We start from the raw sequence: 26,443 nt of genomic DNA, 5'->3' as shown, positions 1-26,443 counted from the left end.
TCACCCCGATCCGTTATCGCCATGAGCCAGGCCGAATTCGACCCGATCGTCTACCTCAGCGTCGCATCCCGCGTGTCGCTGTCGCCGCTATCGGAGGCGTGCGTGCCGGTGCTCGATCGCGGTTTCATCTTCGGTGACGGCGTGTATGAAGTCGTCCCGGTCTACGCGGCGGGCGGCGCGCACGTGCCGTTCCGGATCGCGCAGCACCTCGCGCGGCTCGACCGCAGCCTGGCGAAGATCGGCATCGCCAACCCGCACGACGACGCCGGCTGGCGCGCGCTGGTCGACACGATCGTCGACGCGAACGCCGAAGGCCTCGGCGGCGGCGACCTGATCGTCTACATCCAGGTGACGCGCGGCGTCGCGAAGCGCGGCCACGCATTCCCGGCCGGCATCGTGCCGACCGTGTTCGCGATGGCGAGCCCGTTGCGCGTGCCGTCGGCCGACGAGCGCGCGCGGGGCGTGCGCTGCGTGACGGCCGAGGACCGGCGCTGGCTCCATTGCGACATCAAGTCGGTGTCGCTGCTCGGCAACGTGCTGATGGCGCAGCACGCGGTCGAGCACGGCGCGTTCGAGACGCTGCAGCTGCGCGACGGGCGCCTGACCGAAGGCGCGTCGTCGAACGTGTGGATCGTGAAGAACGGCGAGCTGCTTGCGCCGCCGCGCAGCAACCTGATCCTCGAAGGGATCCGCTATGCGTTGCTCGAGGCGCTGGCCGGCGAATGCGGGATTCCGTTCGTCGAGCGCGACATCAGCGAAGCGGAGCTGCGCGCGGCCGACGAGATCCTGATCACGTCGGCGACCAAGGAGGTGCTGCCCGTCACGCAGCTCGACGATCTGCCGGTGCATGGCGGCAAGCCCGGCCCGGTATTCGAGGCGCTGTACGCGGCCTATCAGCGCGCGAAGGCGCGCGAGTTTGAACAGTTTGACCCCACCAGGAGAAAGTCATGAGCGAACCATCCAAAACCATCGAGCTGACCGGCGCGATCGATACCCGGAAGGAGTCGCTGCTGGAATTCCCTTGCGATTTCCCGATCAAGATCATGGGCCGCGCCCATCCGGAGTTCAAGGACACGATCTTCAAGGTCGTCAGCGTCCACGACAACGAGATCGACCTCGAGAAGATCGAGGAGCGCGCGTCGAGCGGCGGCAACTACACCGGCCTCACGATCACCGTGCGCGCGACGAGCCAGGAGCAGCTCGACAACATCTACCGCGCGCTGACGGGCCACCCGATGGTCAAGGTCGTGCTCTGATCCCGTCTTCCGTCCTCGCCGCGGCGCCGGGCGCGTGCCGCGGCGCTCACGCGGCGGCCGGGCCCGCCGCGCGCCGCGCGTCCAGTTCGCCGCACAGCATCCTGAACCGCGCGACTTCCTGCAGCAGCCACGTCCTGAACGCCTGCACCCGCGGCGTGTCGAGCGACGAGCGCGGGCACACGAAGAAGTAATTCCACGGGCTCGGCCCGTCGATGTCGAACAGGCGCACTAGCCGCCCCGCCAGCAGTTCGTGCACCGCGAGCGAGCGGCGCACGAGCGCGATTCCCTGCCCGTCGATCGCCGCCTGCAGCAGATTCGACGAATCCTGATACAGCACGCCGCGCTTCGGCTCGGTCACTGCGTCGAGGCCCGCCGCATCGAACCACGGCCGCCACAGCTCGTCGTCCGAGCGCAGCAGCGGGTAGTGGACGAGATCGGCCGGCGTCTGCGGCAGCTTGCCGCCGTTCAGGTTCGGCGAGCACGCGGGGAAGAACACCTCGTCGAGCAGCGGCTCGACGTGCAGCCCCGGATAGACGCCGAAGCCGAAGCGGATCGCGAGATCGACGTCGTCCCGCGAGAAATCGGTGAGGCCGTTCGTCGACTGCAGCTCGACGTCGATCTCCGGATGCCGCTCGATGAACGAGCCGATGCGCGGCGTCACCCAGCGCGCGGCGAACGACGACAGCATCGAGATCACCAGCCGCCGGTCGCGGTCGCTTGCGCGGACGTCGCGCGTCGCGTCGGCGAGCATCATCAGCGCGGTGCGGACCTGCTGCGCGTAGCGCGCGCCGGTGTTGGTCAGGCACAGCCGCTTGCCGTTGCGGACGAACAGCTTCACGCCGAGCGCCTCCTCCAGCCCGCGCACCTGGTGGCTGACCGCGCCGTGGGTGACGAACAGTTCGTCGGCGGCACGCGAGAAGTTCTCGTGCCGGGCGGCCGCCTCGAATGCGCGGATCGCGTTCAGCGCGGGGAGCTGCCGGAGGTCCATTGGCTAATTTTCCTCACAAGGGCGTGAAAAATGGTCGTTTGGTCCAGCGCATTGGTCTGGCTAGGATTGTAGCCATCGAAGCACTTTTTGGCGGAGCGGATCATGCAAGAAATTTCTTCAAGCATCACGTTCGAACTGCAACCGGGCGAGACCATCCCGATGAAGGTCGTGCGCAGCACGCGCCTGACCGTCCAGTGCGGCCCGGTGTGGGCGACGCGCAGCAACGACATCGACGACTATTTCCTGATGGCGGGCGAGACCTTGCGGCTGCGGCGCGGCGAGCGGCTGTGGCTCAGTGCGGAGGGCGGGGACAGCGCGTGCGTCGCGTTCTCGGTCGCGCGGCCGCCGAAGGAGCTGGCGCTCGGCAGCCTCGCGCGGTTGCGCGCGCGCTTCCTGTCGTTGTTCCGCGACGGCTGGCGCACGGTCTGAGCGGCGAGGGCGGCGATCTGCCCCTTTCACTGACCGGCGAGACGCATGGGATTTCGTTAAACTACCGCCCATGTCCGTCTCGCCGGTTTCCATCGTGTCCACGCCTGCTGCCGTACCCGTTTCGCCCGCCGCACCCGCGGCAACGCCTGTGACGGTGCGCTGGCGCGGCGTCGAGCCTTACGACGCGAGCTTCGACGCGATGCGCGCGTTCACCGATGCGCGCACCGAGGACACCGGCGACGAGATCTGGGTGGTCGAGCATCCGCCCGTCTACACGCTCGGCCAGGCGGGCGACCCGGCCCATCTGCTGGTGGCCGACAGCGGCATCCCGCTCGTCAGGGTCGACCGCGGCGGGCAGATCACCTATCACGGCCCCGGCCAGATCGTCGTCTACCTGCTGCTCGACTTGCGCCGCCGCAAGCTGATGGTCCGCACGCTGGTGAGCCGGATCGAGGAGGCCGTGATCGAAACCCTCGCGGCGTATAATCTCCCGTCGGTTCGCAAGGCGGGCGCGCCGGGCATCTACGTCGCATCCGGCCCTCACGAGGGCGCGAAGATCGCGGCGCTCGGCCTGAAGATCCGCAACGGCTGCAGCTATCACGGGCTGAGCCTGAACGTGAAGATGGATCTGCGCCCGTTTCTCGCGATCAACCCGTGCGGCTACGCCGGACTGGAAACCGTCGACATGGCGAGCCTCGAGGTTGCCGCCGACTGGAACGACGTGGCGCACGCGCTTGTGCGCCGTCTGATCGCCAACCTCGACGGCGAATCCGCGGCCGCCGCACAGCCGCAGGCACTGGAACATTCGAATGACTGACCTTACCGCTTCTCCCGCACCGGCCGAACCGGCCGAGCCGGGCACCGCCTACGATCCGACCGCCAAGCAGAAGGCGCAGGCCAAGACCTCACGCATTCCGATCAAGGTCGTGCCGATCGAGCGGCTCAAGAAGCCGGAATGGATCCGCGTGAAGGCGGCGACCGGCAGCTCGCGCTTCAACGAGATCAAGACGATCCTGCGCGAGCACAACCTGCATACCGTGTGCGAGGAAGCGAGCTGCCCGAACATCGGCGAGTGCTTCGGCAAGGGCACCGCGACGTTCATGATCATGGGCGACAAGTGCACGCGCCGCTGCCCGTTCTGCGACGTCGGCCACGGCCGTCCCGATCCGCTCGATGCGGACGAGCCGAAGAACCTCGCGCGCACGATCGCGGCGCTCAAGCTCAAGTACGTGGTGATCACGAGCGTCGACCGCGACGACCTGCGCGACGGCGGCGCCGGCCACTTCGTCGAGTGCATCCGCGAAGTGCGCGAGCAGTCGCCGGAAACCCGCATCGAGATCCTCACGCCGGATTTCCGCGGCCGTCTCGACCGTGCGATCTCGATCCTGAACGCCGCGCCGCCCGACGTGATGAACCACAACCTCGAAACGGTGCCGCGCCTGTACAAGGAAGCGCGCCCCGGCTCGGACTACGCGCACTCGCTGAAGCTGCTGAAGGATTTCAAGGCGCAGCATCCGGACGTCGCGACGAAGTCGGGCCTGATGGTCGGCCTGGGCGAGACCGAGGAGGAAATCCTGCAGGTGATGCGCGACCTGCGCGCGCACGACGTCGACATGCTGACGATCGGCCAGTACCTGCAGCCGTCGGAACACCACCTGCCGGTGCGCGCGTACGTGCATCCCGATACGTTCAGGATGTACGAGGAAGAGGCGTACAAGATGGGCTTCACGCACGCGGCCGTTGGCGCGATGGTGCGTTCGAGCTATCACGCCGACCTGCAGGCGCACGGCGCGGGCGTGGTGGTCGACGTCCAGAAGTAAGCGAGGAAGATCGGTAAGTCCCGAGGAGAACCGGTTCGCGCCGGTTGTTCTCCGGACGCCCGGGGCCATGGCCGGCCCGTAAACGACAAAAGGCCCGCCACGATGGGCGGGCCTTTTTTTCAACCGCACTGCACGGGGACTGCGATATCCACGGTCTCGCGGTCCCTGCACAACCACCCACCCCGCTGATGACTTCGGGATGGGTGTGCTGGCTGCTTCTTAGAAGCGGGTCAGCATGCCGACCGCGCCCATCACCTGGTTGCCCGTCGCCGATGCGCCGCCTGCGTTGTACATCACTGCGTGGTTGCTGCTGCCGATCGCGTGCTGGTACATCGCTTCAGCGTACAGTTCCGTGCGCTTCGACAGCGAGTAGCGCGCAATCGCGTTGACCTGGTTCCACTTCGGATCAGCCGTACCGAGATTGCCGCCAGCGCCATTCAGGTGGGCATCCGTGTACGTATCCATCAGGCCGAGCATGAGCGCCGGCGTCAGTGCGTACTTGACGTTCAGTTCGTAGTTGTTGAAGTTCGTCGAACCGTGATTCAAGCCGAACGCGGTCGTGTTCTGGAACTGGCTGTGCGTGTAGACGAAGTTGACAGCTGCCGGGCCGAACGTATAGCCCACGCCGCCACCGACCGTGCGCTGCACGTCTGCCGTCAGGTTCCCCTTGAATTCGCTCGGGTCGACACCGGCGCTTGCCTGACCGCTCGCCGACAGCGCAGTTGCCTGCGCCGAACCGTTGATCTGCAGGTACGCAGCAGCCAGGCGCAGCGGGCCGTTGTTGTAGCTCGCGCCGACGCTGTATGCGCGATCGATGGTGAAGTCGGTGCTGTTGCTGAACGCGTACGCGCCACCGAACTTGAAGCCGGCGTAGTCAACGCTCGTGAACTTCACCGAGTTGTTCAGGCGGATGCTGTGTTGCAGGTTGTCGTTGTCGTACACGTGCGCGAAGCCCGAGTCACCGAACGGGCCAGCCGTGCCCGACAGCGGTGCAACGAAATCGACCATCGAGTCGTACTGGCGGCCCATCGTCACGGTGCCGTAGTCGTTGGCGCTCAGGCCGACGAACGCTTGACGACCGAACATGCGGCCACCTTGGCCGAGCGTGCCGTTGTTGACGCTGAAACCGTTTTCGAGCACGAAGACTGCCTTCAGGCCGCCGCCGAGATCTTCCGAACCACGCAGGCCGAAGCGGCTGCCGCTGATGTTGCCGCTGGCGAGGGCGACGCGCCCGCTGCCGTGACCGGTTGCACCGTTCGCAACGTTGCTCGTATATGCGATACCAGCGTCGATCAGGCCGTACAGCGTGACCGAGCTTTGTGCGTTGGCCGCGGACGCCGCGAATGCGCCGCAAACGGCGACAGCGAGAGACAGTTTTTTCACGAGAAAACTCCAGATTTTCTTGAAACGAATGGGGAAAAACGGGGCGAGTATAAAAACCTGAGCGGGTCAGCAAGTTGTTTGCGCCTCACACGAATCTATTGCTGAAAACGAAATAATCGTTCACAAATGTGAAACAATTGAGCGGTGGTAGGGTTTTTAGGGATAAGGAGGCGGCCAAGGGTACCGATTTGCACCGATATCGAGTGGTGTTGACGCAACAGAGGCCGCCCGCAAGATTGCGCGTCGCACCGTAAGCGGGCGGGGGGCGCTCGGGAAAAAACGAGTCGGACTGCGTAACGCGTCGCCGCCGTCGATCCCGTCCGCCCCGGTGTTCGCGCCACGACGCACGAAAGCAGTCGTTCACCCGGCCGTTCGCCCCGCAGTGCACGAAAGCAGCCGTTCATGACCGACTCGATGCCGACGACCGCACAAGCAATCCTTACCAACGGTCGTCGTCGGTCATTTTCTGAAGCATCCGCTGAATACCGGTGCGGGCCGGTGCGTTCACGCGATGCGCCGGTTTTCGCGATGCCTTGGCCTGTCGACTGGATCGGGCGGTCACAATCGTTTCACATCGGGCCTTTAGGGTGCTGGTTTTTACGAAGCAGTCGACACGCAAGGAATCTGATATGAACGTCAAGCAACTCGCCGTTACGGTGTATGCACTGTGCGCCGCCGCCGCGCATGCCGCAGACATTACGGGCGCAGGCAGCACCTTCGCCGCGCCGATCTACACGAAGTGGGCTGACGCCTATCAGAAGACGGGCGGCGGCAAGGTCAACTATCAGGGCATCGGTTCGTCGGGCGGCATCAAGCAGATCATCGCCAAGACGGTGGACTTCGCGGGCTCCGACGCGCCGCTGAAGGACGAAGACCTCGCGAAGGACGGCCTGTTCCAGTTCCCGACGGTGGTGGGCGGCATCGTGCCGGTCGTCAACGTGCCGGGCGTGAAGGCGGGCGAAGTGACGCTGTCGGGTCAGGTGCTCGGCGACATCTACCTCGGCAAGATCAAGAAGTGGAACGATCCGGAGATCGTCGCGCTGAACCCGAAGGTCAAGCTGCCGGATACGGACATCGCCGTGGTGCGCCGTGCGGACGGCTCGGGCACGAGCTTCGTCTGGACGAACTACCTGTCGAAGGTCAACGGCGAGTGGAAGTCGAAGGTCGGCGAAGGCACGACGGTCAACTGGCCGACGGGCACGGGCGGCAAGGGCAACGACGGCGTCGCGGCATTCGTGCAGCGCCTGCCGGGCTCGATCGGCTACGTCGAATGGGCGTACGCGAAGAAGAACCATATGGTGTATACCGCGCTGAAGAACTCGACGGGCGCCATCGTCGAGCCGAAGACGGAAACCTTCAAGGCCGCCACTGCCGGCGCGAACTGGTCGAAGTCGTTCTACCAGATCCTGACGAACCAGCCGGGCAAGGAAGCATGGCCGGTCGTCGCCGCGACCTACGTGCTGCTGCACAGCACGCAGGAGAAGCCGGAGCAGGGCAAGGAAACGCTGAAGTTCTTCGACTGGGCGTTCAAGAACGGCGAGCAGGCCGCCGACGAACTCGACTACATTTCGCTGCCCAAGTCCGTCGTGACGGAAATCCGGACGCAGTGGGCCAGCAAGATCAAGGATGCGGCCGGCAAGCCGATCGGGCAGTAAGCCTGAATGACCGCTCGCCATCCCGCATGCGGATGGCGAGCGGGCCATGTCTTTCGCCGCAAGGCGGTCTTCCCTCGAGGCGGCGTCCCGCGCCGCGTCAGGCTCGAAGCGAATACGCGTCGTATTCGCTTCGACGCAGTCCTCGTGCCCGGCCCTGCTCGCGGCCAGCGCAAGCCAGTGATCAGCGTGAACAGGTGCTGATCGAACGCGCCATCCAATCCAGCGTGGAAAGCAAAGCTGCAGCAGCGTCGATTGCTTCGCAGGATAAGTTCGCTTCCGCCGCGCGCAAACCGCCTATAGTCGGCTCTCTCGTTGCATCGCCAGGATATCGAAGGAGAGCCGCATGTCCCGTTTCAGCCTCATCCGCCATGCCGTCGCCGCGTTGACGGCCTTTGCCGCGCTGACCTCGGCGCATGCCGAATCGCGCGAGGTCGTGATCGCCTACCAGGACATGGTCGTGCCATGGCGCTACGCGCAGGCGAGCGGCGAAGTCGAGAAGGCGACCGGCTACAAGGTCACGTTCCGCAAGCTCGACAGCGGCGCGGACGTGATCCGCGCGCTGGCGTCCGGCTCGGTGCAGCTCGGCGAGGCAGGCTCGAGCCCGATCGCGGCCGGCCTGTCGCAGGGGCTCGACATCTCGCTGTTCTGGATTCTCGACAACATCAACGACGCCGAGGCGCTCGTCGCCCGCAACGGCTCGGGCGTGACGAGCATCGCCGCGCTGAAGGGCCGGAAGATCGGCGTGCCGTTCGTGTCGACGTCGCATTTCCATACGCTCGTCGCGCTGCAGGCCGCGGGCGTCAATCCGAACGACGTGAAGATCGTCAACCTGCGTCCGCCTGAAGTGGCGGCCGCATGGGCGCGCGGCGACATCGACGCGACCTACATCTGGGACCCGGTGCTCGCGAAGGTCAAGCAATCCGGCACGGTGCTGACGACGTCGGGCCAGGTCGCGAAGCAAAGCGGCAAGGCGACCTTCGACGGCTTTGTCGTGGGCCGCAAGTTCGCGCGCGAGAACCCGGAATTCGTCACGCGCTTCGTCAAGGTGCTGGCCGCCGCGGATGCCGACTATCGCGCGCACGCATCGGCATGGACGGCGGGCACGCCGCAGGTCGCGGCGGTCGCGAAGGTGTCCGGCGCGAATCCGCAGGACGTGCCGGCGAGCCTCGCGCTCTATGCGTTCCCGACGCCGGGCGAGCAGGCGTCGTCGACGTGGCTCGGCGGCGGCGCGCAATCCGGCGCCGCGAAGTCGCTCGCTGCGACGGCCGCGTTCCTGAAGACGCAAGGCACGATCCAGGCGGTGCTGGCCGACTACTCGGTCGGTGTCGATCCGCAGTTCGTGCAGAAGGCGGCGCGCTGAGCGCGGCGGAACCAACGCGAGGCACGCATGAGCACGCTCGAAGTCCGCCAGGTGTCGGTCGCATATCCGGGGGAGCGCGGGCGGCCGACCACGCAGGCGCTCGCGCAGGTCGATCTGCGGCTCGACGCGGGCGAGTTCGTCGTCGCGCTCGGCGCGTCCGGCTGCGGCAAGACCACGTTGCTGAACTGCATGGCCGGCTTCGTCGCGCCGACGACCGGCGACGTGCTGGTCGACGGCGTGCGCGTGACCGGCCCGGGCGCGGATCGCGGCGTCGTGTTCCAGAAATACGCACTGCTGCCGTGGCTCGACGTGCTCGGCAACGTCGCGCTCGGGCTGCGCTTCGCGCGCGTGCCGAAGGCCGAACGCACGCAGCGTGCGAGAGAGATGCTCGCGCTCGTCGGCCTCGAGCGTCACGCGCATGCGCGTGTCTACGAATTGTCGGGCGGGATGCAGCAGCGCGTCGGCATCGCGCGGGCGCTCGCCAGCGATCCGCGCGTGCTGCTGATGGACGAGCCGATGGGCGCGCTCGACGCGATGACGCGCGGCACGATGCAGGCGCTCGTGCTCGACGTGTGGGCGCGCACCGGCAAGACGGTGTTCTTCATCACGCACGATGTCGAGGAGGCGTTGTTTCTCGCGACGCGGCTCGTCGTGATGACGACGGGGCCGGGGCGCATCGCCGAGACCTTCGAGTTGCCGTTCGCGCGCCGCTATGTCGAGACGCGCGACGCGCGCGCGGTGAAGTCGTCGCCGGATTTCATCGAATGGCGCGAATGGCTGATCGCGTATCTGCATCGCGGCGAGACGGTCGGGGAGGCGGCATGAGCACGCAGGATTCGTTGACGGCCGAGCGCGGTGCCGCGCGCTTCGTGGCTGGCGGCAGTGCGTCGGCGCTGCAGCGTGCCGACGGCGGGCGGCTCGTGCGAGGCCGTCGCTACCGGCTGCCGGGGCAGGGAAAGACGGCCGGACTGAGCGCGGCGACGGTCGCGGCGCTCGCCGCGCTGTGGTGGATCGCCACGCACCGGCAATGGCTGCCGCCGCTTTTTCTGCCGGCGCCGGAGGCGGTGTGGGCCGCGTTCGTCGATGCATGGCACGGCCGCATTCAAGGCGGCCTGCCGTTGTCCGAGCATCTGATGTGGAGCGCCGCCCGCGTGTTCGGCGCATTCGTGCTGGCGGCGCTCGTCGGCGTGCCGGCCGGCATCCTGATGGGCGTGAGCCGCGTCGCGCGCGGCGTGCTCGATCCGCTGCTCGAGTTCTACCGGCCGCTGCCGCCGCTCGCGTATCTGCCGCTCGTCGTGATCTGGTTCGGCATCGACGAGACCGCGAAGCTCGTCGTGATCTTCCTCGCGTGCTTCGCGCCGGTCGCGATGGCCGCGCGCGCGGGCGTGCGCGCGGCGACGGTCGAGCAGATCAACGCCGCGTATTCGCTCGGCGGCAGCTTCGCGCAGGTCGTCCGGCACGTGGTGCTGCCGGCCGCGCTGCCGGAGATCCTGACCGGCCTGCGGATCGCGATCGGTTTCGGCTGGACGACGCTCGTCGCGGCCGAGATGGTCGCCGCGACGGCCGGGCTCGGGCAGATGGTGCTCAACGCGTCGAGTTTCCTGCGCACCGACATCGTCGTGATGGGGATTCTGATCATCGGCGCGATCGCGTGGCTGTTCGACCTCGCGATGCGCTGGGTCGAGCGGCGCATCGTGCCGTGGAAGGGGCGCGGCTGAGCGGCCGGCGCGCCGCTCGTGCGCCGCGTCGGCGTGGAGCGCTTGCCGCTCAGTCCCCGATCGCGACCCCTTCGCGCCGGGGATCCGCGCCGCCGAACCAGATCGTCTGTCCCTCGACGTTCAGCCGCTGAATCCCCTCCAGTCCCGAATTCATCTCGACGACCTGCACGTCGTGTCCGCGCGCCTTCAGCCCGTTCGCCAGCGCATCCGACACGCGGCCCTTCTCGAGCTGCGTCGGCCCGTTCATCGACCCGAAATTCGGCAGCGCGACCGCCTGCTGCATCGTCATCCCCCAGTCCATCACGCCGACCAGCGCCTTCGCGACGTGATTGATGATCGCCGGCCCGCCTGCCGAGCCGACGATCGTCGTCAGCTGCTTCGTGCGCGTGTCGAACACGAGCTCCGGCGACATCGACGAGCGCGGCCGCTTGCCGGGCTGCACGCGGTTCGCGACCGGCCGGCCGTTGTCGCTCGACACGAACGAGAAGTCGGTCAGCGTGTTGTTCAGCAGGAAGCCGCGCACCATCAGCCGCGAGCCGAATGCGTCCTCGACGCTCGTGGTCATCGACACCGCCTGGCCGTAGCGGTCGACGATCGCGAGATCGGACGTCGACGGCCGCTCCGGGCTGCGGTCGTCGGCCATCGCGAGCGTCGCGCCGTGCGGCATGCCGGCTTGCGCGGTACCCATGCTGTCCTCGCCGATCAGCCGCGCGCGCTGCGCGAGGTAGTGTTTGTCGGCAAGGCTCGCCCAGCTGCCGCCCGGCAGCGGCGCGAAATCCGGATCGGCGACGTAGCGCGCGCGGTCCGCGTACGCGAGGCGGCCGGCCTCGCTGAACTGGTGCGCGGCAAACGGCGTCGGCTCGACGCCGACGTCGTTGCGCACCAGCTTTTGCGCGCCGATCTGCTGCCAGTCCGGCAGCGCCTCGAGGATGCCGAGCATCTGCGCGATCGCGAGCCCGCCCGACGACGGCGGCGGCATCCCGCACACCGTCCAGCGGCGGTAGTCGGTACACAGCGGTTCGCGCACCTTCGCCTTGTAGCGCGCGAGATCCTGCAGCGACAGCAGGCCCGGATTGGCCGGGTGCTTGCGCACCTTCGCGACGATGTCGCGCGCGATCGCGCCGGTGTAGAACGCGTTCGCGCCGCGCTCGGCGACCTGGCGCAGCACGGCCGCGAGGGCCGGGTTCCTCAGCACGGTGCCGGCCCGCTTCGGCGTGCCGTCCTTGTTGTAGAAGTACGCGCGCGCGGCCGGGTCCTTCATCAGGTAGTCGTCGTTCGCGAGCAGCGTCGCGAGCCGCGGGCTGATCGCGAAGCCGCGCTCGGCGAGCCCGATCGCCGGCTGGAACAGCCGGCGCCACGGCAGCCTGCCGTGCGCGCGGTGCGCCGTCTCCAGCATCCGCAACACGCCCGGCGTGCCGACCGAGCGCCCGCCGACGACGCCGTCGTAGAAGCTCATCGGCTTGCCGTCCGGGCCGTAGAACAGCCGCTCGGTCGCGGCGGCCGGTGCGGTCTCGCGGCCGTCGTAGGCCTGCGTCGTCTTGCCGTCGAAGTACAGCATGAACGCGCCGCCGCCGAGCCCGGACGATTGCGGCTCGACGAGCGCCAGCACCATTTGCGTCGCGATCGCCGCGTCGATCGCGCTGCCGCCCGCCTTCAGCATCGCGTGGCCGGCCTGCGCGGCGAGCGGATTCGCGGCGACGATCATGTCGCGCTGCGCGGTCCAGCCTGGCTTGTCGGTCCAGCCCGACGACAGCTCGGGCGCGTGCGGGGCCGGGGTGCCCGAGGCGGCCTGCGGGGCGGCAGCGGCCGTGGCGGCCGAAGCGGTGGCCCCGGCGGTCGGGGGCGCGCTCGTGCAGGCGGCGTTGAACGCGACGAGCGCGGCCGCGGCCAGCGTGACGCACAGGCGCGGCGCGCGCGGACGAATCCGGTCGGACATTGAACCCTCGGCAGGAAGATGAATGCGAAGCGGTGCGGCGTTCCCCGGCGGCAGCCGCCGGCGCGGGCTATTGTCGCCGCGCCGCTGGCGGGCTGTCATCCGACCACAAACCCTGACGCGGGCCAGACCCGCCACGGCCGGTCATGCCGGCCTGTTCGAGGATGAACTCTATGAAGGTGGAGGTCGCGCGCGTGTGGTGCCGGTTCGGCATGTACAGCATGTACATGTGCGTGCCGAAGATCGACAGCCGGTACGCGTCGAGCGACGTGACGACCGCGCCGCGCCGGATGTCGTCGTGCACGACGTAGTCCGGCACGATGCCGACGCCGAGCCCGGCGAGGATCGCCTGCCGCAGGAACAGGAAGTTCTCCGAGATCAGCGTCGGCTCCAGCAGCACTTCATGGCGCTCGTCGCCGAGATAGGCGGCGATCCGCAGCTGCCGGTTGATCACCGTCGCGGTGATCACGGGCGCGGCCCGCAGCGCGTCGAGCCCGGCCGGCATTCCGTGCGCGGCGGCGAACGCCGGCGACGCGCACGCGACGTAGCGCACCGCGCCCATGTCGCGCGCCACCAGGCTCTGCGGCGGCTCGGACATCACGCGGACCGCGATGTCGACCTCGTCGCGCATCAGGTCCTCGACGCGGTTCTCGAACACGACGTCGAGCACGATCCCGGGATACAGCCGCTTGAACGCGAGCAGCCATTCCGACATCACGAGCTGGCCGTAGCCGCTCGGCACCGACAGGCGCACGCGCCCCTGCAGATCCTGGCCGAGCGTCGCCACCGATTCCTGCGCGGCCAGCAGCTCGTTCTGGATGCGCCGGCCGTGCTCGTACAGCCTGAGGCCGATCTCGGTCGGCTCGATGCGCCGCGTGGTGCGGCGCACCAGTTGCAGGCCGATCGAGCGCTCGAGCTGGTTCAGCCGGTAGCTGACGTTCGCCCGGCTCATCTTCAGCCGCTGCGCGGCCTTGCTCAGGTTGCCCGCGTCGAGGATGTCGACGAGCAGCGTCAGCGCGTTCAGATCCATCGATGGCTCCGTGCCGGTTTAACGGATGGAAAACATCCGGTGTCAAATCGGACTTGACAGTCTGTAAAGGGTTGCTGGAATTGTCAATGAAACTCGATCAATCGAGAATCATGTCAAACCCGGCACGGCGCCGGGCACATTTTTCCGGAGTCACGATGAACCCGCCCCTCCCTGATGAAACCGGCACCGTCACGCGCGAGCGGCGCGACAAGGTGCTCGTCGTCACCGTCGATCACCCGCCCGTCAATGCGCTGTCCGCGAGCGTGCGGCGCGGCCTCGCCGACGCGCTCGACGCGGCGCAGGCCGATGCCGCGATCGGCGCGGTGCTGATCGTCGGCGCGGGCCGCAACTTCATCGCGGGCGCGGACATCCGCGAATTCGGCAAGCCGCCGGTGCCGCCGTCGCTGCCGGACGTCTGCGCGCGGATCGAGTCGAGCGGCAAGCCGGTCGTCGTCGCGTTGCACGGCGCGACGCTCGGCGGCGGGCTGGAAGTCGCGCTCGCCGCGCATTACCGGCTTGCGGCGCCGGGCGCGAAGCTCGGGCTGCCGGAAGTGCAGCTCGGCCTGCTGCCCGGCGCGGGCGGCACGCAGCGCACGCCGCGCCTGGTCGGCGCGCAGGCCGCGCTCGACCTGATGCTGTCCGGCCGACACGCGAGCGCGGAGGAAGCGCTCGCGCTCGGTCTCGTCGACCGCGTCGCGCACAGCGACGACACGCTCGCCGAAGGGCTCGCGTACGCGCAGGAACTGCTGTCGATCGGCGCGCCGGTGCGCCGCACGCGCGACGCGCAGGGGCTCGCGGACCGCGCGGCCGCGCAGGCGGCGATCGACGCGGCGCGCGCCGCGTTGCCGAAGCAGGCGCGCGGGCTGTTCTCGCCGGCGAAGATCGTCGACGCGGTCGAGGCCGCGCTCACGCAGCCGTTCGACGCAGGGATGGCGCTCGAACGCGCGCTGTTCCTGCAATGCGTCGACAGTCCGCAGCGCGCGGGCCTCGTGCACGCGTTCTTCGCGGAGCGCGAAGCGGCGAAGGCGCCGGAGACGCGCCGCGGGAGCGCGCGGCCGATCGAGCGGGTCGGCATCGTCGGCGGCGGCACGATGGGCGCGGGCATCGCTGTGGCGGCGCTCGACGCCGGGCTGCCGGTGACGATGATCGAGCGCGACGACGCGTCGCTCGCGCGGGGGCGCGCGCACGTCGAGAAGGTCTACGACGGCCTCGTCGCGAAGGGCCGGATGACGCCCGCCGCGCAGGCCGCGCGGATCGCGCGCTTCAAGGGCAGCACGTCGTATGACGCGCTCGCGCAGGCGGACATCGTGATCGAAGCCGTGTTCGAGGACATCGCGGTGAAGCAGGCGGTGTTCGCGGAACTGGCGCGCGTGTGCAAGCCGGGCGCGGTGCTCGCGACCAACACGTCGTATCTCGACGTCGACGAGATCGCCGCGAGCATCGATCGCGGATCCGACGTGATCGGCCTGCACTTCTTCTCGCCGGCCCACGTGATGAAGCTGCTCGAGATCGTGGTGCCGGCGCGCGTGAGCGCCGACGTGGTCGCGACCGCGTTCGAGCTGGCGAAGAAACTGAAGAAGACGCCGGTGCGCGCGGGCGTGTGCGACGGCTTCATCGGCAACCGGATGCTCGCCGTCTACCGTGCCGCGGCCGACGCTCTGATGGAAGACGGCGCGTCGCCGTATCAGATCGACCGCGCGGTGCGCGACTTCGGCTTTCCGATGGGGCCGTTCCAGGTCGTCGACCTTGCGGGCGGCGACATCGGCTGGGCGGCCCGCAAGCGCCGCGCGCCGACGCGCGACCCGCGCGCACGCTACGTCGAGATTGCCGACCGGCTGTGCGAGCGCGGCTGGTTCGGCCAGAAGAGCGGGCGCGGCTTCTACCTGTATCCGGACGGCGCGCGCGTCGGCACGCCGGACCCGGACGTCGAGGCGATCGTCGACGCGGAGCGCGCGAAGAAGGGCATGACGTCGCGCGCGTTCAGCGACGACGAGATCGTGCGCCGCTATCTGGCCGCGATGATCAACGAAGGCGCGAACGTGGTGCACGAGAAGATCGCGCTGCGCCCGCTCGACGTCGATGCGGTATTGCTGCACGGCTACGGCTTTCCGCGTTATCGCGGCGGGCCGATGCACTACGCGGACACGGTCGGCCTCGCGAACGTGCTCGCCGACATCCGCGCATTCGCGAAGGACGATCCGCTGTTCTGGACGCCGTCGCCGCTGATCGTCGAGCTGGTGGCGCGCGGCGCGGATTTCGCGAGCCTGAACCGCCGCGACTGAACGTCAACGCATTCGATACGGATAACTGATGGATCTGAATTTCACTCCCGAAGAGGAAGCGTTTCGCGCCGACGTGCAGCGCTTCCTGAGCGAGCACCTGCCGGAGCGCATCGCGCGCAAGGTGAAGGGCGGGCTGCGCCTGACGCGCGACGACATGTGCGAATGGCACGCGATTCTCAATGCGCGCGGCTGGCTCGCGAGCCACTGGCCGCGCGAATACGGCGGCCCTGGCTGGAGCGTCGCGCAGAAATTCCTGTTCGACAACGAATGCGCGCTCGCGGGCGCGCCGCGCGTCGTGCCGTTCGGCGTGAACATGCTCGGCCCGGTGCTGATCAAGTACGGCAGCGAAGCGCAGAAGCGCCACTGGCTGCCGCGCATCCTCGACGGCACCGACTGGTGGTGCCAGGGCTATTCGGAACCCGGTGCGGGATCGGATCTCGCGGCGGTCAGGACGCGTGCGGTGCGCGATGGCGATCACTACGTCGTCAATGGCCAGAAGACGTGGACCACGCTCGGCCACTACGCGAACATGATCTTCTGCCTCGTGCGCACCGCGACCGACGTGCGCAAGCAGGAGGGCATCAGCTTCCTGCTGATCGACATGAACAGCCCCGGCGTCGAGGTGCGCCCGATCGTCACGCTCGACGGCGAGCACGAAGTGAACGAGGTGTTCTTCACCGACGTGCGCGTACCGGCCGGGAACCTCGTCGGCGAGGAAAACAGGGGCTGGACTTACGCGAAGTACCTGCTGACCTACGAGCGCACGAACATCGCGGGCGTCGGCTTTTCGACCGCGGCGCTCGACCGGCTGCGCGCGGTCGCCGCGAAGTGCGTGAAGAACGGCCGGCCGCTCGCCGACGATCCGTTGTTCGCCGCGCGTCTCGCGCGCGTCGAGATCGAGCTGGAGAACATGAAGACCACCAACCTGCGCGTGCTCGCCGCGGTCGCGGGCGGCGGCGCGCCGGGCGCCGAAAGCTCGATGCTGAAGATCCGCGGCACGCAGATCCGTCAGGAGATCACGTCGCTGATGCGCCGCGCGATGGGGCCGTACGCGCAGCCGTTCGTCGAGGAGGCGCTCGACGGCGATCAGGATGACGAGCCGGTCGGGCCGGAGGAGGCCGCGAGCGCCGCGCAGCAGTATTTCAACAACCGGAAGCTGTCGATCTTCGGCGGCTCGAACGAGATCCAGAAGAACATCATCGCGAAGATGATGCTCGGGCTGTAGCTTTGCATGGGACCAGAGCGCACTGCGTGGGACCGGAGTACGTGCTGAAGCACCCACACCGATCGACAGCGCTGAAGCGCCAACAGCTTTGCACGGGACCGAACTTAAGCGCTGAAGCGCCAAATTCGGTCGACAACGGGTCGACAGGTGATTCGATGAACTTTCAACATACCGAAGACCGCCGGATGCTGGCGGATACCTTGAACCGCTTCATCGTCGAGCAATACGGCTTTCCGGTGCGTGACCGCATCGCGCTGTCGCCCGAAGGCTTCGACCGGACGATGTGGGCGCGCTTCGCCGGACTCGGCGCGGTCGGCGCATTGTTTGCCGAAGCCGACGGCGGCTTCGGCGGCGCGGGCTTCGACATCATGGTCGTGTTCGAGTGCGTCGGGCGCGGGCTTGTCGTCGAGCCGTTCCTCGGCGCACTGCTCGCGGGCCGCGCGCTGGCGCTGGCCGGCGGCGACGCGCACCGCGACAGGCTCGCCGCGCTGATCGACGGCCGCGCGAGCGCCGCGTTCGCGCACGACGAGCCGGGCTCGCACTACGAACTGACGACCGTGCGCACGCGCGCCGAACGTTCCGGCGACGGCTGGGTGATCACCGGCGCGAAGGGCGTCGTCGACCACGCGGAGCAGGCGGCGTTCTTCGTCGTCACCGCGCGCACGTCGGGCAGTGACGACGACGCGGACGGCATCGGCCTGTTCGTCGTGCCCGCGAGCGCGTCCGGCGTGTCGCTGCGCGGCTATCGCAAGATCGACGGCGGCCGCGCGGCCGAAGTGCGCTTCGATCGCGTCGCGCTGCCGGCCGATGCGGCGCTCGGCGAGCCGCGGCCGGGCAGCGAGACGGGCATCGAGACGGGCGCGGCGCTCGTCGAGCGCGTGCTCGGCTACGGCCTGCTCGCGCTGTCGGCCGAAGCGCTCGGCGCGATGGACGTCGCGAAGGAGCAGACGCTCGACTACCTGCGCACGCGCAAGCAGTTCGGTGTGCCGATCGGCAGCTTCCAGGCGCTGCAGCACCGGATGGCCGACCTGCTGCTCGAAGTCGAGCAGGCGCGCTCGGCGGTGATCAACGCGGCCGCGCAGCTCGATGCGCCGCGCACCGTGCGCGAGCGCGCGCTCGCCGCCGCGAAATACAGCATCGGCCGGATCGGCACGCTCGTCGCGGAGGAGAGCATCCAGCTGCACGGCGGGATCGGCATGACCTGGGAACTGCCGCTGTCGCATTACGCGAAGCGGCTCGTGATGATCGATCACCAGCTCGGCGACGAGGACCATCACCTTGCGCGCTACGTCGCGCTGTCGAAACGGTAAACCGCGAATGGAGGAGACGACGATGCAGGAAGATCAACGCGCGCTGCCGCTGTCGGGCGTCAAGGTGCTCGACTTCTCGCGCGTGCTGGCCGGGCCGTGGTGCGCGATGGTGCTGGCCGACTTCGGCGCCGAGGTGGTCAAGGTCGAGCATCCGGCGCGCGGCGACGACACCCGCGACTGGGGGCTGCGGATTGGCGACACCGAGACGACCTACTTCAACAGCGTGAACCGCAGCAAGCGCTCGATCTGCGTCGACCTGCAGACGGACGCGGGACAGCGCGTCGCGCGCGAGCTGGCCGCGCGGGCCGACGTCGTGATCCACAACTTCAAGCCCGGCGGCGCGGAGAAGCTCGGCCTCGGCTACGACGCGCTCGCCGCGCTGAATCCGCGCCTCGTGCATTGCGCGATCTCCGGCTACGACCGTTCCGGCCCGGAAGCCGGCCGGCCCGGCTATGACCTCGTCGTGCAGGGCGAGGCCGGCCTGATGGCGCTCAACGGCGAGGAAGACCAGCCGCCGTTGAAATTCGGTGTCGCGGCAGTCGACCTCTTTACCGGGATGTATTCGGCGCAGGCGATCCTCGCCGCGCTCTATGAGCGGCATACGACGGGACGCGGGCGGCGCATCGAGATGGCGCTGTTCGACTGCGGGCTGATGATCACCGCGTACTACGGGCTCGAGGCGCTGTTGATGGAGAAGGACCCGCCGCGCTATGGCAACGCGCATCCGTCGATTGTCCCGTATGGCGTGTTCGACGCGAAGGACGGTCCGCTTGTGATCACGGTCGGCAACAACGCGCAGTTCGCGCGCTTTTGCGGCGTGATCGGCCGTCTGGAACTCGCGCAGGATGCACGCTTTGCAACCAATCTCGCGCGTTCGGCGAATCGCGCCGAGCTGCTGCCGGACATCCGCCGTGCGCTGGCCAGCCGGCCGCGCGCGGCGTTGCTCGCGGCGCTCGCCGACGCCGGCATCCCGTGCGGTGAGGTGCTTGGCCTGCACGAGGCGCTGACGTCAGAGCGTGCGCGTGGCGCGGGGCTCGTCACGCGGCAGCCGCATCCGGTCGCGGGCGGCGTCGACGTGCTCGTGCCGCCGTACCGCATCGACGGCGAGCGGCTGCCGGTGCGTGGTGCGCCGCCAGTACTCGGCGCGGATACCGCACGCGTGCTCGGCGAATGGCTCGGCCTGTCCGGGGCGGATGTCGAGCGCCTGCGTACCGGGCGCGCCGTCTGATTCCTCCGATTCCTGCGCGCTCGGCGTGCGCGTCGCGCCGTGCGCATGTTGCTCTCGTTGTCGCAGTGCCGCTTCACCACACCAACACACCTCGCCGATCGAGGAGGAGACATCATGGAGCTTTCCGTCATCGAAACACTCACGGCTCGCCGTGACTACCAGCAGCTCGTGCGCACGCGGCGCCGCTTCAGCTTCGTGCTGACGGCGCTGATGATCGCGACGTATTACGGCTTCATCCTGTTCGTCGCGCTCGCGCCGCACACACTCGCCGCGCCGCTCTATGCGGGCGCGACGATCAGCGTCGGCATCGTCGCCGGCGTCGCGATCATCTTCGTCGCGATCGGCTTGACGGCGTGGTATGTGGTGCGCGCCAACCGCTCGTTCGACCGCACGGTCGACGCGCTCCTGCAGCGTTCGTGATGGAGGCCCTGATGAAACGTAAATGGATCTGGATCGCGGCCACCGCGATGCCCGCCGCCGCGCATGCCGTGTCGGTCGCCGGGCCGATGCCCGACAAGGTCGAGCTGAACCCGATTGCGATCGGCATGTTCTTCGCGTTCGTGTTCGCGACGCTCGCGCTCACCCGCTGGGCCGCGCGCCGCACCCGCTCGACGCGCGATTTCTACACGGCCGGCGGCGGCATCACGGGCCTGCAGAACGGGCTCGCGATCGCGGGCGACTACATGTCCGCGGCGTCGTTCCTCGGGTTGTCGGGGATGGTGTTCATGTTCGGCTTCGATGGCCTGATCTACTCGATCGGCTTTCTCGTCGGCTGGCCGTTCGTGATGTTCCTGATTGCCGAGCCGCTGCGCAATCTCGGCAAGTTCACGTTCGTCGACGTGGTCGCGTACCGCTTCGCGCAGCAGCCGATACGACTGCTCACGTCGGCCAATTCGCTGACGATCGTCGTGCTGTATCTGGTCGTGCAGATGGTCGGTGCGGGCAAGCTGATCCAGCTGCTGTTCGGGCTCTCGTATGGAACGGCCGAGCTGATCGTCGGCGTGCTGATGGTGATCTACGTGTTCTTCGGCGGGATGACCGCGACGACCTGGGTACAGATGATCAAGGCCGTGCTGCTGCTCTGCGGCGCGACGCTGCTCACCGTGCTCGCGCTTGCCCAGTTCGGCTTCGACGTCGACGAGATGTTCCGCCGCGCGGTCGCCGTGCATCCGGGCGCGCTCGGCATCATGGGGCCGGGCAAGCTGATCCGCGATCCGGCCAATGCGCTGTCGCTCGGCATCGCGCTGATGTTCGGCACCGCGGGCTTCCCGCACATCCTGATGCGCTTCTTCACGGTGCCGAACGCAAAGGAGGCGCGCAAGTCGGTGCTCTACGCGACGGGCTTCATCGGCTACTTCTATCTGCTGACGTTCGCGATCGGCTTTTCCGCGATCGTGCTGCTCGCGCAGCATCCGGCGTTCTTCCGGCTCGGCGCGGACGGCACCTTCAACCTGACGCACGACCTGCTCGGCGGCTCGAACATGGTGGCCGTGAAGCTCGCGCAGGCGGTCGGCGGCGACTGGTTCTACGGCTTCATCGCGGCGGTGACGTTCGCGACGATCCTCGCTGTCGTCGCGGGCCTGACGCTCGCCGGTGCGACGACGATCTCGCACGACCTGTACGCACAGATGTGGGCGCGCGGCAAGCCCGACGAGCGGCGGGAAATGCGCATCTCCCGCGCGGCGACGATCGTGCTGTCGGCTGTGGCGATCGGCCTGTCGATCCTGTTCGAGCACGTCAACGTGGCGTTCATGGTCGGCCTCGTCGCGGCCGTGGCGGCGAGCGCGAATTTCCCGGTGCTCGCGATGTCGATCTTCTGGCGCGGGATGACGACGCGCGGCGCGGTGATCGGCGGCGGCCTCGGGCTCGTGTCGGCGGTGCTGCTGACGCTGCTGTCGAAATCGGTCTGGGTCGACGTGCTGCACCACGCGCACGCGCCGGTGTTCCTCGACAACCCGGCGCTCGTGTCGGTGCCTCTCGCGTTCGTCGGGATCATCGTCGGCTCGCTCGCCGACCGCAGCGAGCGCGCACGCCGTGAGCGCGACGCATTCGCCCGCCAGGAGTTCTACGCGCAGACCGGCGTGCTGGCCGGGCCGGCCGCCCGGCACTGATTCTCCCGATGAAACCCTGCGCGCGTCCGGATCGCCGGACGCGCGCTTTCCGGATTTCCGGAAAGCTGGATTCCTGTGCCTGCCGTATTGTGAAAAATATAATAGAAACAACGGCTTGGTGTGATTTTTGTGCCTGGCATCGACCTTGCAATATAAGACGCACGGCCACCCGGCCCGACAATTAAAGCAGCCTTGCATGGGACCCGAGTAAGCGCTGAAGCGCTAACTCGGGTCGACAGGAGACATTCGATGACCAGCGCCTTCCCCCTCCCCTGGATGCCCTGAGGCATCGCTTGTTGCGGCACGGCAGCCGCGCGGGCGAGTGCCAAGGGGGCATTGCCCCCTTCGGCGTTCTTCCCCGCGCGCGTGACGCCGCTCCACCAGCCCACCCCTACCTTCTCGTCAGGAATCATCGTGAAGAAGAAACCCATCTATAAAGTGCTCTACGCCCAGGTGATCTTCGCCATCATCGTCGGCGTGATCCTCGGCCACTACTATCCGGCGCTCGCCACCGAGATGAAACCGCTCGGCGACGGCTTCATCAAGCTGATCAAGATGGTGATCGGACCGATCATCTTCTGCACGGTCGTGACCGGCATCGCCGGCATGGAGGACATGAAGAAGGTCGGGCGCGTCGGCGGCAAGGCGCTGCTCTACTTCGAGGTCGTGTCGACCTTCGCGCTGGCGCTCGGCCTCGCGGCGACGCACATCCTGCGTCCGGGTGTCGGCTTCAACATCGATCCGGCGACGCTGAACGGCAAGGAAGTCGCGTCGTACGCGGCGAAGGCGCACGGCCAGTCGACGGTCGACTTCCTGATGCACATCATCCCGAACACGATGGTCGACGCGTTCGCGCAGGGCGAAATCCTGCAGATCCTGCTGATCGCGCTGCTGTTCGGCAGCGTGCTCGCGCACCTCGGCGAGCGCGGCCGCGCCGTCACCGACTTCATCGACGGCATCACCCGCGTGCTGTTCGGCATCGTGCACATCGTCACGAAGCTCGCGCCGATCGGCGCGTTCGGCGCGATGGCGTTCACGATCGGCAAGTACGGCGTCGGCTCGCTGTTGCCGCTGCTCAAGCTGATCGGCACGTTCTACCTGACGTCGGTCGTGTTCGTGCTCGTCGTGCTCGGCACGATCGCGCGCCTCACCGGCTTCTCGATCATCCGCTTCGTCGGCTACATCAAGGAAGAGCTGCTGATCGTGCTCGGCACCAGCTCGTCGGAAGCCGCGCTGCCGCAACTGATGGAAAAGCTCGAGAAGGCCGGCTGCTCGCGCTCGGTCGTCGGCCTCGTCGTGCCGACCGGCTACTCGTTCAACCTCGACGGCACCAACATCTACATGACGATGGCCGTGCTGTTCATCGCGCAGGCGACCAACATCGAACTGACGTGGATGCAGCAGCTCACGCTGCTCGCGGTCGCGATGCTGACGTCGAAGGGCGCGAGCGGCGTCACGGGCGCGGGCTTCATCACGCTCGCCGCGACGCTCGCGGTGGTGCCGACGATCCCGCTGTCGGGCATGGTGCTGATCCTCGGCATCGACCGCTTCATGAGCGAATGCCGCGCGCTGACCAACATCGTCGGCAACGGCGTCGCGACGGTCGTCGTGTCTGCCTGGGAAAAGGAGCTCGACCGCACGAAGCTGCGCCAGGCGATGCACGGCGGCGCCGAACAAGTCGCGGCCACCGAGACGGCCGGCATCTGACGGCCGTGCAACACCGGGCGGCGCACGGCTCGCCCGCCGCGGGCGGCGCGCCGCGCGGCGGCCGGGCAGGGGCGGGCGGCTATGACACAATAAGCGATCCGCATCGCCAGGAAGCCGTCACCGTGAAGCGCCGCCTGCTCGTCCTCGTCGTGCTCGCCGCAGCGCTCGCCGCGGCGTGCGCGCTGACGTGGACCGTCACCTGGCGGCGCGGGGTCGGCGAGCTGCAGCGCAACGCGGCGGTGCGCGTCGATCGCACCACCAACGCGCTCAAGAGCACCCTCGACCGCTACGAATCGCTGCCTTACCTGCTCGGCAGCCATCCGTTCGTGCAGGAACTGCTCGCCGAGCCGCAGCGCGTCGATTACGTCACGCGCGCGAATCGCTACCTCGAAGACCTGAACCGCCAGGCGCACGCGACCGTCACCTACCTGATCGGCGCGGACGGCCAGTGCGTCGCCGCGAGCAACTGGCGCGCGCCCGACAGCTTCGTCGGCATCGGATACCAGTTCCGCCCGTATTTCATCGACGCGATGCACGGCCGGGTCGGCCGCTTCTTCGGCATCGGCACGATCTCGCGCGACCCCGGCTATTACATCTCGCAGCCGGTGCGGCGCGACGGCAAGATCGTCGGCGTCGTCGTCGTGAAGCTCAATCTCGAATGGTTCCAGGGCGCCGACGCGTCCGAGCCGCTCGTCGTCGCCGACGATCACGGCGTGGTGTTCCTGTCGTCGGTGCCGGCGTGGAAATACCACACGCTCGAGCCATTGCAGGGCGGCGTCGCGGCGTCGATCTACGCGACCCGCCAGTACGCGCAGCAGCCGGTCACGCCGCTGCCGCTGCGGGTCGAGCAGGTGCTCGGCCCCGACGCGCAGATCGTGCGGCTCGGTGCGGCCGGCTCAGGTGCGGCCGGCCCAGGCGCGGTCGGCTCAGGCCCGGGCCTCCGCGCGCCGCGCTACCTCGTGACGCAGCGCCGTCTCGGCGAGCCGGACTGGCGGCTCGTCACGCTCGCGCCGATCGCGCCGGTGGACGCCGACGCGCGCAACGCGACCATCGTCACCGGCTTCGGCTTCGTGTCGCTCGCGCTGCTCGGGTTTTACTGGCGGATGCGCCGCGCGCGCGTGCGCGAGATGATCCGCAGCCGCGCGCTGTTGCAGCAGGCGTACGCGGAGCTGAACCAGCGCGTCGCGGAGCGCACCGCCGATCTGTCGGAGGCGAACGCGCAATTGCAGAAGGAAGTCGGCGACCGCATTCGCGCGGAACAGGAGTTGCGCGCCGCGCACGACGAGCTGATCCAGGCGAGCAAGCTCGCGGCGCTCGGCCAGATGGCGGCCGGCATCACGCACGAGCTGAACCAGCCGCTCGCGGCGCTGCGCAGTTTCTCCGACAACACGCGCGTGCTGCTCGACCGTGGGGAACAGGCGGCCGCGCGCGAGAATCTCGAGGCGATTGCCGCGCTCACCGAGCGGATGGGCAAGATCACCAACCAGCTGAAGCTGTTCGTCGGGCGCGCGCGGCCGCGCAACGAGCGCTCGCTCGTGGTCCGCGCGCTGCGCAGCGTGCTGTCGCTGCTCGACGAGCGGCTGCGCGGCGTCGCACTGGTGCTGACGCTGTGCGACACGACCGTGTCGCCCGCGCGCGAAACGCCGCTCGACCTGGCGGACGATTATCCGGAGCTGGTCGCCCGTTGCGAGGACCTGCGTCTCGAGCAGGTGCTGATCAACCTGATCGGCAACGCGCTCGACGCGGTCGCCGCGACGGGGGCGCCGCCAACCGCCGCCACCGGGATGGCCGCCCCACGGATGGCCGCCCCACGCATCGAGGTCACGCTCGAGGTGTCGGCGGCGATGCTCGCGATCCAGGTGCGCGACAACGGCCCGGGCATTCCGCCCGAACTGCTGCCGCGGCTGTTCGAGCCGTTCTTCACGACCAAGGAAATGGGGCGCGGGCTGGGGCTCGGGCTCGCGATCGCGTCGTCGATCGCGAGCGACGCGGGCGGCTCGCTGACTGCGCGCAACGCGCCGGCGGGCGGCGCGCTGTTCGTCTTGACGTTGCGGCGCGCCCGCACGCATCATCCGGACTCCGCGTCCGCCGGCGCGTGACGCCCGCGCGGCATGACGGCGGACGCGCAGCAGAAGAGCAGGGGATAACGATGGCCAACCGGCTGCAAGTGATCTATATCGAAGACGATGCGCTCGTGCGCCGGGCGAGCATGCAGAGCCTGCAGCTGGCGGGCTTCGACGTGACCGGCTTCGAATCGGCCGAGGCCGCCGAGAAGGCGATCCTGGCCGACACGGCGGGCGCGATCGTCAGCGACATCCGCCTGCCCGGCGCGAGCGGCCTCGACCTGCTCGCGCAATGCCGCGAGCGCGCGCCGGACGTGCCGGTGATCCTCGTCACCGGGCATGGCGACATCTCGATGGCGGTGCAGGCGATGCGCGACGGCGCGTACGACTTCATCGAGAAGCCGTTCGCCGCCGAGCGGCTGATCGAAACCGTGCGGCGCGCGCTGGAGCGGCGCGAGCTGGTGCTCGAGAATCACGCGCTGCGGCGCGAGCTGGCCGGGCAGAACATCGTCGCGCCGCGCATCATCGGCCGCAGCCCGGCGATCGAGCAGGTGCGCCGCCTGATCGCGAACATCGCGCCGACCGACGCGTCGGTGCTCATCAACGGCGACACCGGCGCGGGCAAGGAATTGATCGCGCGCAGCCTGCACGAATTGTCGCCGCGCCGCGACAAGCCGTTCATCGCGGTGAACTGCGGCGCGCTGCCCGAGCCGATGTTCGAATCGGAGATGTTCGGCTACGAGCCGGGCGCGTTCACCGGCGCCGCGAAGCGCCGGGTCGGCAAGCTCGAATACGCGTCGGGCGGCACGCTGTTCCTCGACGAGATCGAAAGCATGCCGCTCGCGCTGCAGGTGAAGCTGCTGCGCGTGCTGCAGGACGGCGTGCTCGAGCGGCTCGGCTCGAACCAGCCGATCCGCGTGAACTGCCGGATCGTCGCGGCCGCGA

22 protein-coding genes are annotated in these 26,443 nt (G+C 68.4%); 18 read left to right on the top strand and 4 right to left on the bottom strand.

Translation table 11 applies throughout. The annotated features are described in order from the left end of the window. The first annotated feature begins 21 nt into the window (after positions 1–21). Complete coding sequence (locus LIG30_RS08310; RefSeq protein WP_038711203.1) at positions 22–951, top strand: D-amino acid aminotransferase; 930 nt, start codon at positions 22–24, stop codon at positions 949–951. Further along, positions 948–1,256: an HP0495 family protein gene (locus LIG30_RS08305; RefSeq protein WP_038711202.1), complete on the top strand. Its 309-nt coding sequence runs from the start codon at positions 948–950 to the stop codon at positions 1,254–1,256. Before LIG30_RS08310 ends, LIG30_RS08305 begins: the two co-directional genes overlap by 4 nt. 46 nt (positions 1,257–1,302) lie before the next feature. Here the strand turns inward: LIG30_RS08305 and LIG30_RS08300 are convergent, their stop codons facing one another. Continuing rightward, complete coding sequence (locus tag LIG30_RS08300) at positions 1,303–2,244, bottom strand: transcriptional regulator GcvA (protein WP_038711201.1); 942 nt, start codon at positions 2,242–2,244, stop codon at positions 1,303–1,305. A gap of 102 nt (positions 2,245–2,346) precedes the next feature. Here LIG30_RS08300 and LIG30_RS08295 point away from each other — a divergent pair, with 102 nt between their 5' ends. The 3 genes from LIG30_RS08295 to lipA all read left to right on the top strand — a co-directional run bounded on the left by LIG30_RS08295 (position 2,347) and on the right by lipA (position 4,493). Further along, positions 2,347–2,673 carry a DUF2917 domain-containing protein gene (locus LIG30_RS08295; RefSeq protein WP_038711198.1) on the top strand — a complete coding sequence of 109 codons (327 nt, stop codon included), beginning with the start codon at positions 2,347–2,349 and terminating at the stop codon, positions 2,671–2,673. 70 nt (positions 2,674–2,743) lie between these two features. After that, positions 2,744–3,490: a lipoyl(octanoyl) transferase LipB gene (gene lipB / locus LIG30_RS08290; RefSeq protein WP_038711196.1), complete on the top strand. Its 747-nt coding sequence runs from the start codon at positions 2,744–2,746 to the stop codon at positions 3,488–3,490. Then, positions 3,483–4,493: a lipoyl synthase gene (gene lipA / locus LIG30_RS08285; RefSeq protein ID WP_038711195.1), complete on the top strand. Its 1,011-nt coding sequence runs from the start codon at positions 3,483–3,485 to the stop codon at positions 4,491–4,493. The genes lipB and lipA overlap by 8 nt, the downstream gene beginning before the upstream one ends. 219 nt (positions 4,494–4,712) lie before the next feature. Here the strand turns inward: lipA and LIG30_RS08280 are convergent, their stop codons facing one another. Further along, positions 4,713–5,876, bottom strand: a complete 1,164-nt coding sequence (locus LIG30_RS08280) for a porin (protein WP_038711194.1) — start codon at positions 5,874–5,876, stop codon at positions 4,713–4,715. Positions 5,877–6,505: 629 nt separating this feature from the next. On the opposite strand from LIG30_RS08280, the gene pstS reads away from it, so the two are divergent. The 4 genes from pstS (at position 6,506) to LIG30_RS08260 (ending at position 10,609) form a co-directional block, all read left to right on the top strand. Beyond that, positions 6,506–7,531, top strand: a complete 1,026-nt coding sequence (gene pstS, locus LIG30_RS08275; protein ID WP_038711193.1) for a phosphate ABC transporter substrate-binding protein PstS — start codon at positions 6,506–6,508, stop codon at positions 7,529–7,531. A gap of 343 nt (positions 7,532–7,874) precedes the next feature. Beyond that, complete coding sequence (gene tauA, locus LIG30_RS08270; protein WP_038711191.1) at positions 7,875–8,891, top strand: taurine ABC transporter substrate-binding protein; 1,017 nt, start codon at positions 7,875–7,877, stop codon at positions 8,889–8,891. Positions 8,892–8,918: 27 nt separating this feature from the next. Beyond that, positions 8,919–9,716: a taurine ABC transporter ATP-binding protein gene (locus LIG30_RS08265; protein ID WP_038711189.1), complete on the top strand. Its 798-nt coding sequence runs from the start codon at positions 8,919–8,921 to the stop codon at positions 9,714–9,716. Then, positions 9,713–10,609, top strand: a complete 897-nt coding sequence (locus LIG30_RS08260) for an ABC transporter permease subunit (protein ID WP_038711188.1) — start codon at positions 9,713–9,715, stop codon at positions 10,607–10,609. Before LIG30_RS08265 ends, LIG30_RS08260 begins: the two co-directional genes overlap by 4 nt. A 49-nt stretch (positions 10,610–10,658) precedes the next feature. Here LIG30_RS08260 and ggt read toward each other — a convergent pair whose 3' ends face one another. Both ggt and LIG30_RS08250 read right to left on the bottom strand, forming a co-directional pair. Further along, entirely contained in the window at positions 10,659–12,545 is a 1,887-nt protein-coding gene (gene ggt, locus LIG30_RS08255) for a gamma-glutamyltransferase (RefSeq protein ID WP_038711186.1), read from the bottom strand. A gap of 67 nt (positions 12,546–12,612) precedes the next feature. Then, positions 12,613–13,572, bottom strand: a complete 960-nt coding sequence (locus LIG30_RS08250; protein WP_038711183.1) for a LysR family transcriptional regulator — start codon at positions 13,570–13,572, stop codon at positions 12,613–12,615. Between the two features lie 155 nt (positions 13,573–13,727). Here LIG30_RS08250 and LIG30_RS08245 point away from each other — a divergent pair, with 155 nt between their 5' ends. From LIG30_RS08245 to LIG30_RS08205, 9 genes are all read left to right on the top strand, one after another. Next, positions 13,728–15,854, top strand: coding sequence for a 3-hydroxyacyl-CoA dehydrogenase NAD-binding domain-containing protein (locus tag LIG30_RS08245; protein WP_038711180.1), 2,127 nt, complete (start codon positions 13,728–13,730; stop codon positions 15,852–15,854). Positions 15,855–15,882: 28 nt separating this feature from the next. Continuing rightward, complete coding sequence (locus tag LIG30_RS08240) at positions 15,883–17,079, top strand: acyl-CoA dehydrogenase family protein (RefSeq protein WP_038711178.1); 1,197 nt, start codon at positions 15,883–15,885, stop codon at positions 17,077–17,079. 155 nt (positions 17,080–17,234) lie between these two features. Beyond that, complete coding sequence (locus LIG30_RS08235; RefSeq protein WP_038711177.1) at positions 17,235–18,389, top strand: acyl-CoA dehydrogenase family protein; 1,155 nt, start codon at positions 17,235–17,237, stop codon at positions 18,387–18,389. A gap of 22 nt (positions 18,390–18,411) precedes the next feature. Further along, positions 18,412–19,617 carry a CaiB/BaiF CoA transferase family protein gene (locus tag LIG30_RS08230; protein WP_038711240.1) on the top strand — a complete coding sequence of 402 codons (1,206 nt, stop codon included), beginning with the start codon at positions 18,412–18,414 and terminating at the stop codon, positions 19,615–19,617. Between the two features lie 114 nt (positions 19,618–19,731). Then, a complete protein-coding gene (locus LIG30_RS08225; RefSeq protein ID WP_038711176.1) occupies positions 19,732–20,037 on the top strand; it encodes a DUF485 domain-containing protein in 306 nt (101 codons plus the stop codon). 11 nt (positions 20,038–20,048) lie between these two features. Beyond that, entirely contained in the window at positions 20,049–21,728 is a 1,680-nt protein-coding gene (locus LIG30_RS08220) for a cation acetate symporter (protein WP_038711238.1), read from the top strand. Positions 21,729–22,142: 414 nt separating this feature from the next. Next, on the top strand, positions 22,143–23,435 hold the full coding sequence (locus tag LIG30_RS08215) for a dicarboxylate/amino acid:cation symporter (RefSeq protein ID WP_038711175.1): 1,293 nt from the start codon (positions 22,143–22,145) through the stop codon (positions 23,433–23,435). 5 nt (positions 23,436–23,440) lie between these two features. Continuing rightward, a complete protein-coding gene (locus tag LIG30_RS08210) occupies positions 23,441–25,534 on the top strand; it encodes a sensor histidine kinase (protein WP_038711173.1) in 2,094 nt (697 codons plus the stop codon). A 50-nt stretch (positions 25,535–25,584) separates the two neighbouring features. Beyond that, a partial coding sequence (locus LIG30_RS08205) for a sigma-54-dependent transcriptional regulator (protein ID WP_038711171.1) occupies positions 25,585–26,443 on the top strand: 859 nt, incomplete at its 3' end.

The sequence above is a fragment of the Burkholderia sp. lig30 genome (assembly GCF_000687455.2).
Taxonomy (GTDB): Bacteria; Pseudomonadota; Gammaproteobacteria; order Burkholderiales; family Burkholderiaceae; genus Burkholderia.
The sequence above is the reverse complement of the archived record's forward strand: the minus strand, read 5'-3'. Positions and strand labels throughout refer to the sequence as shown.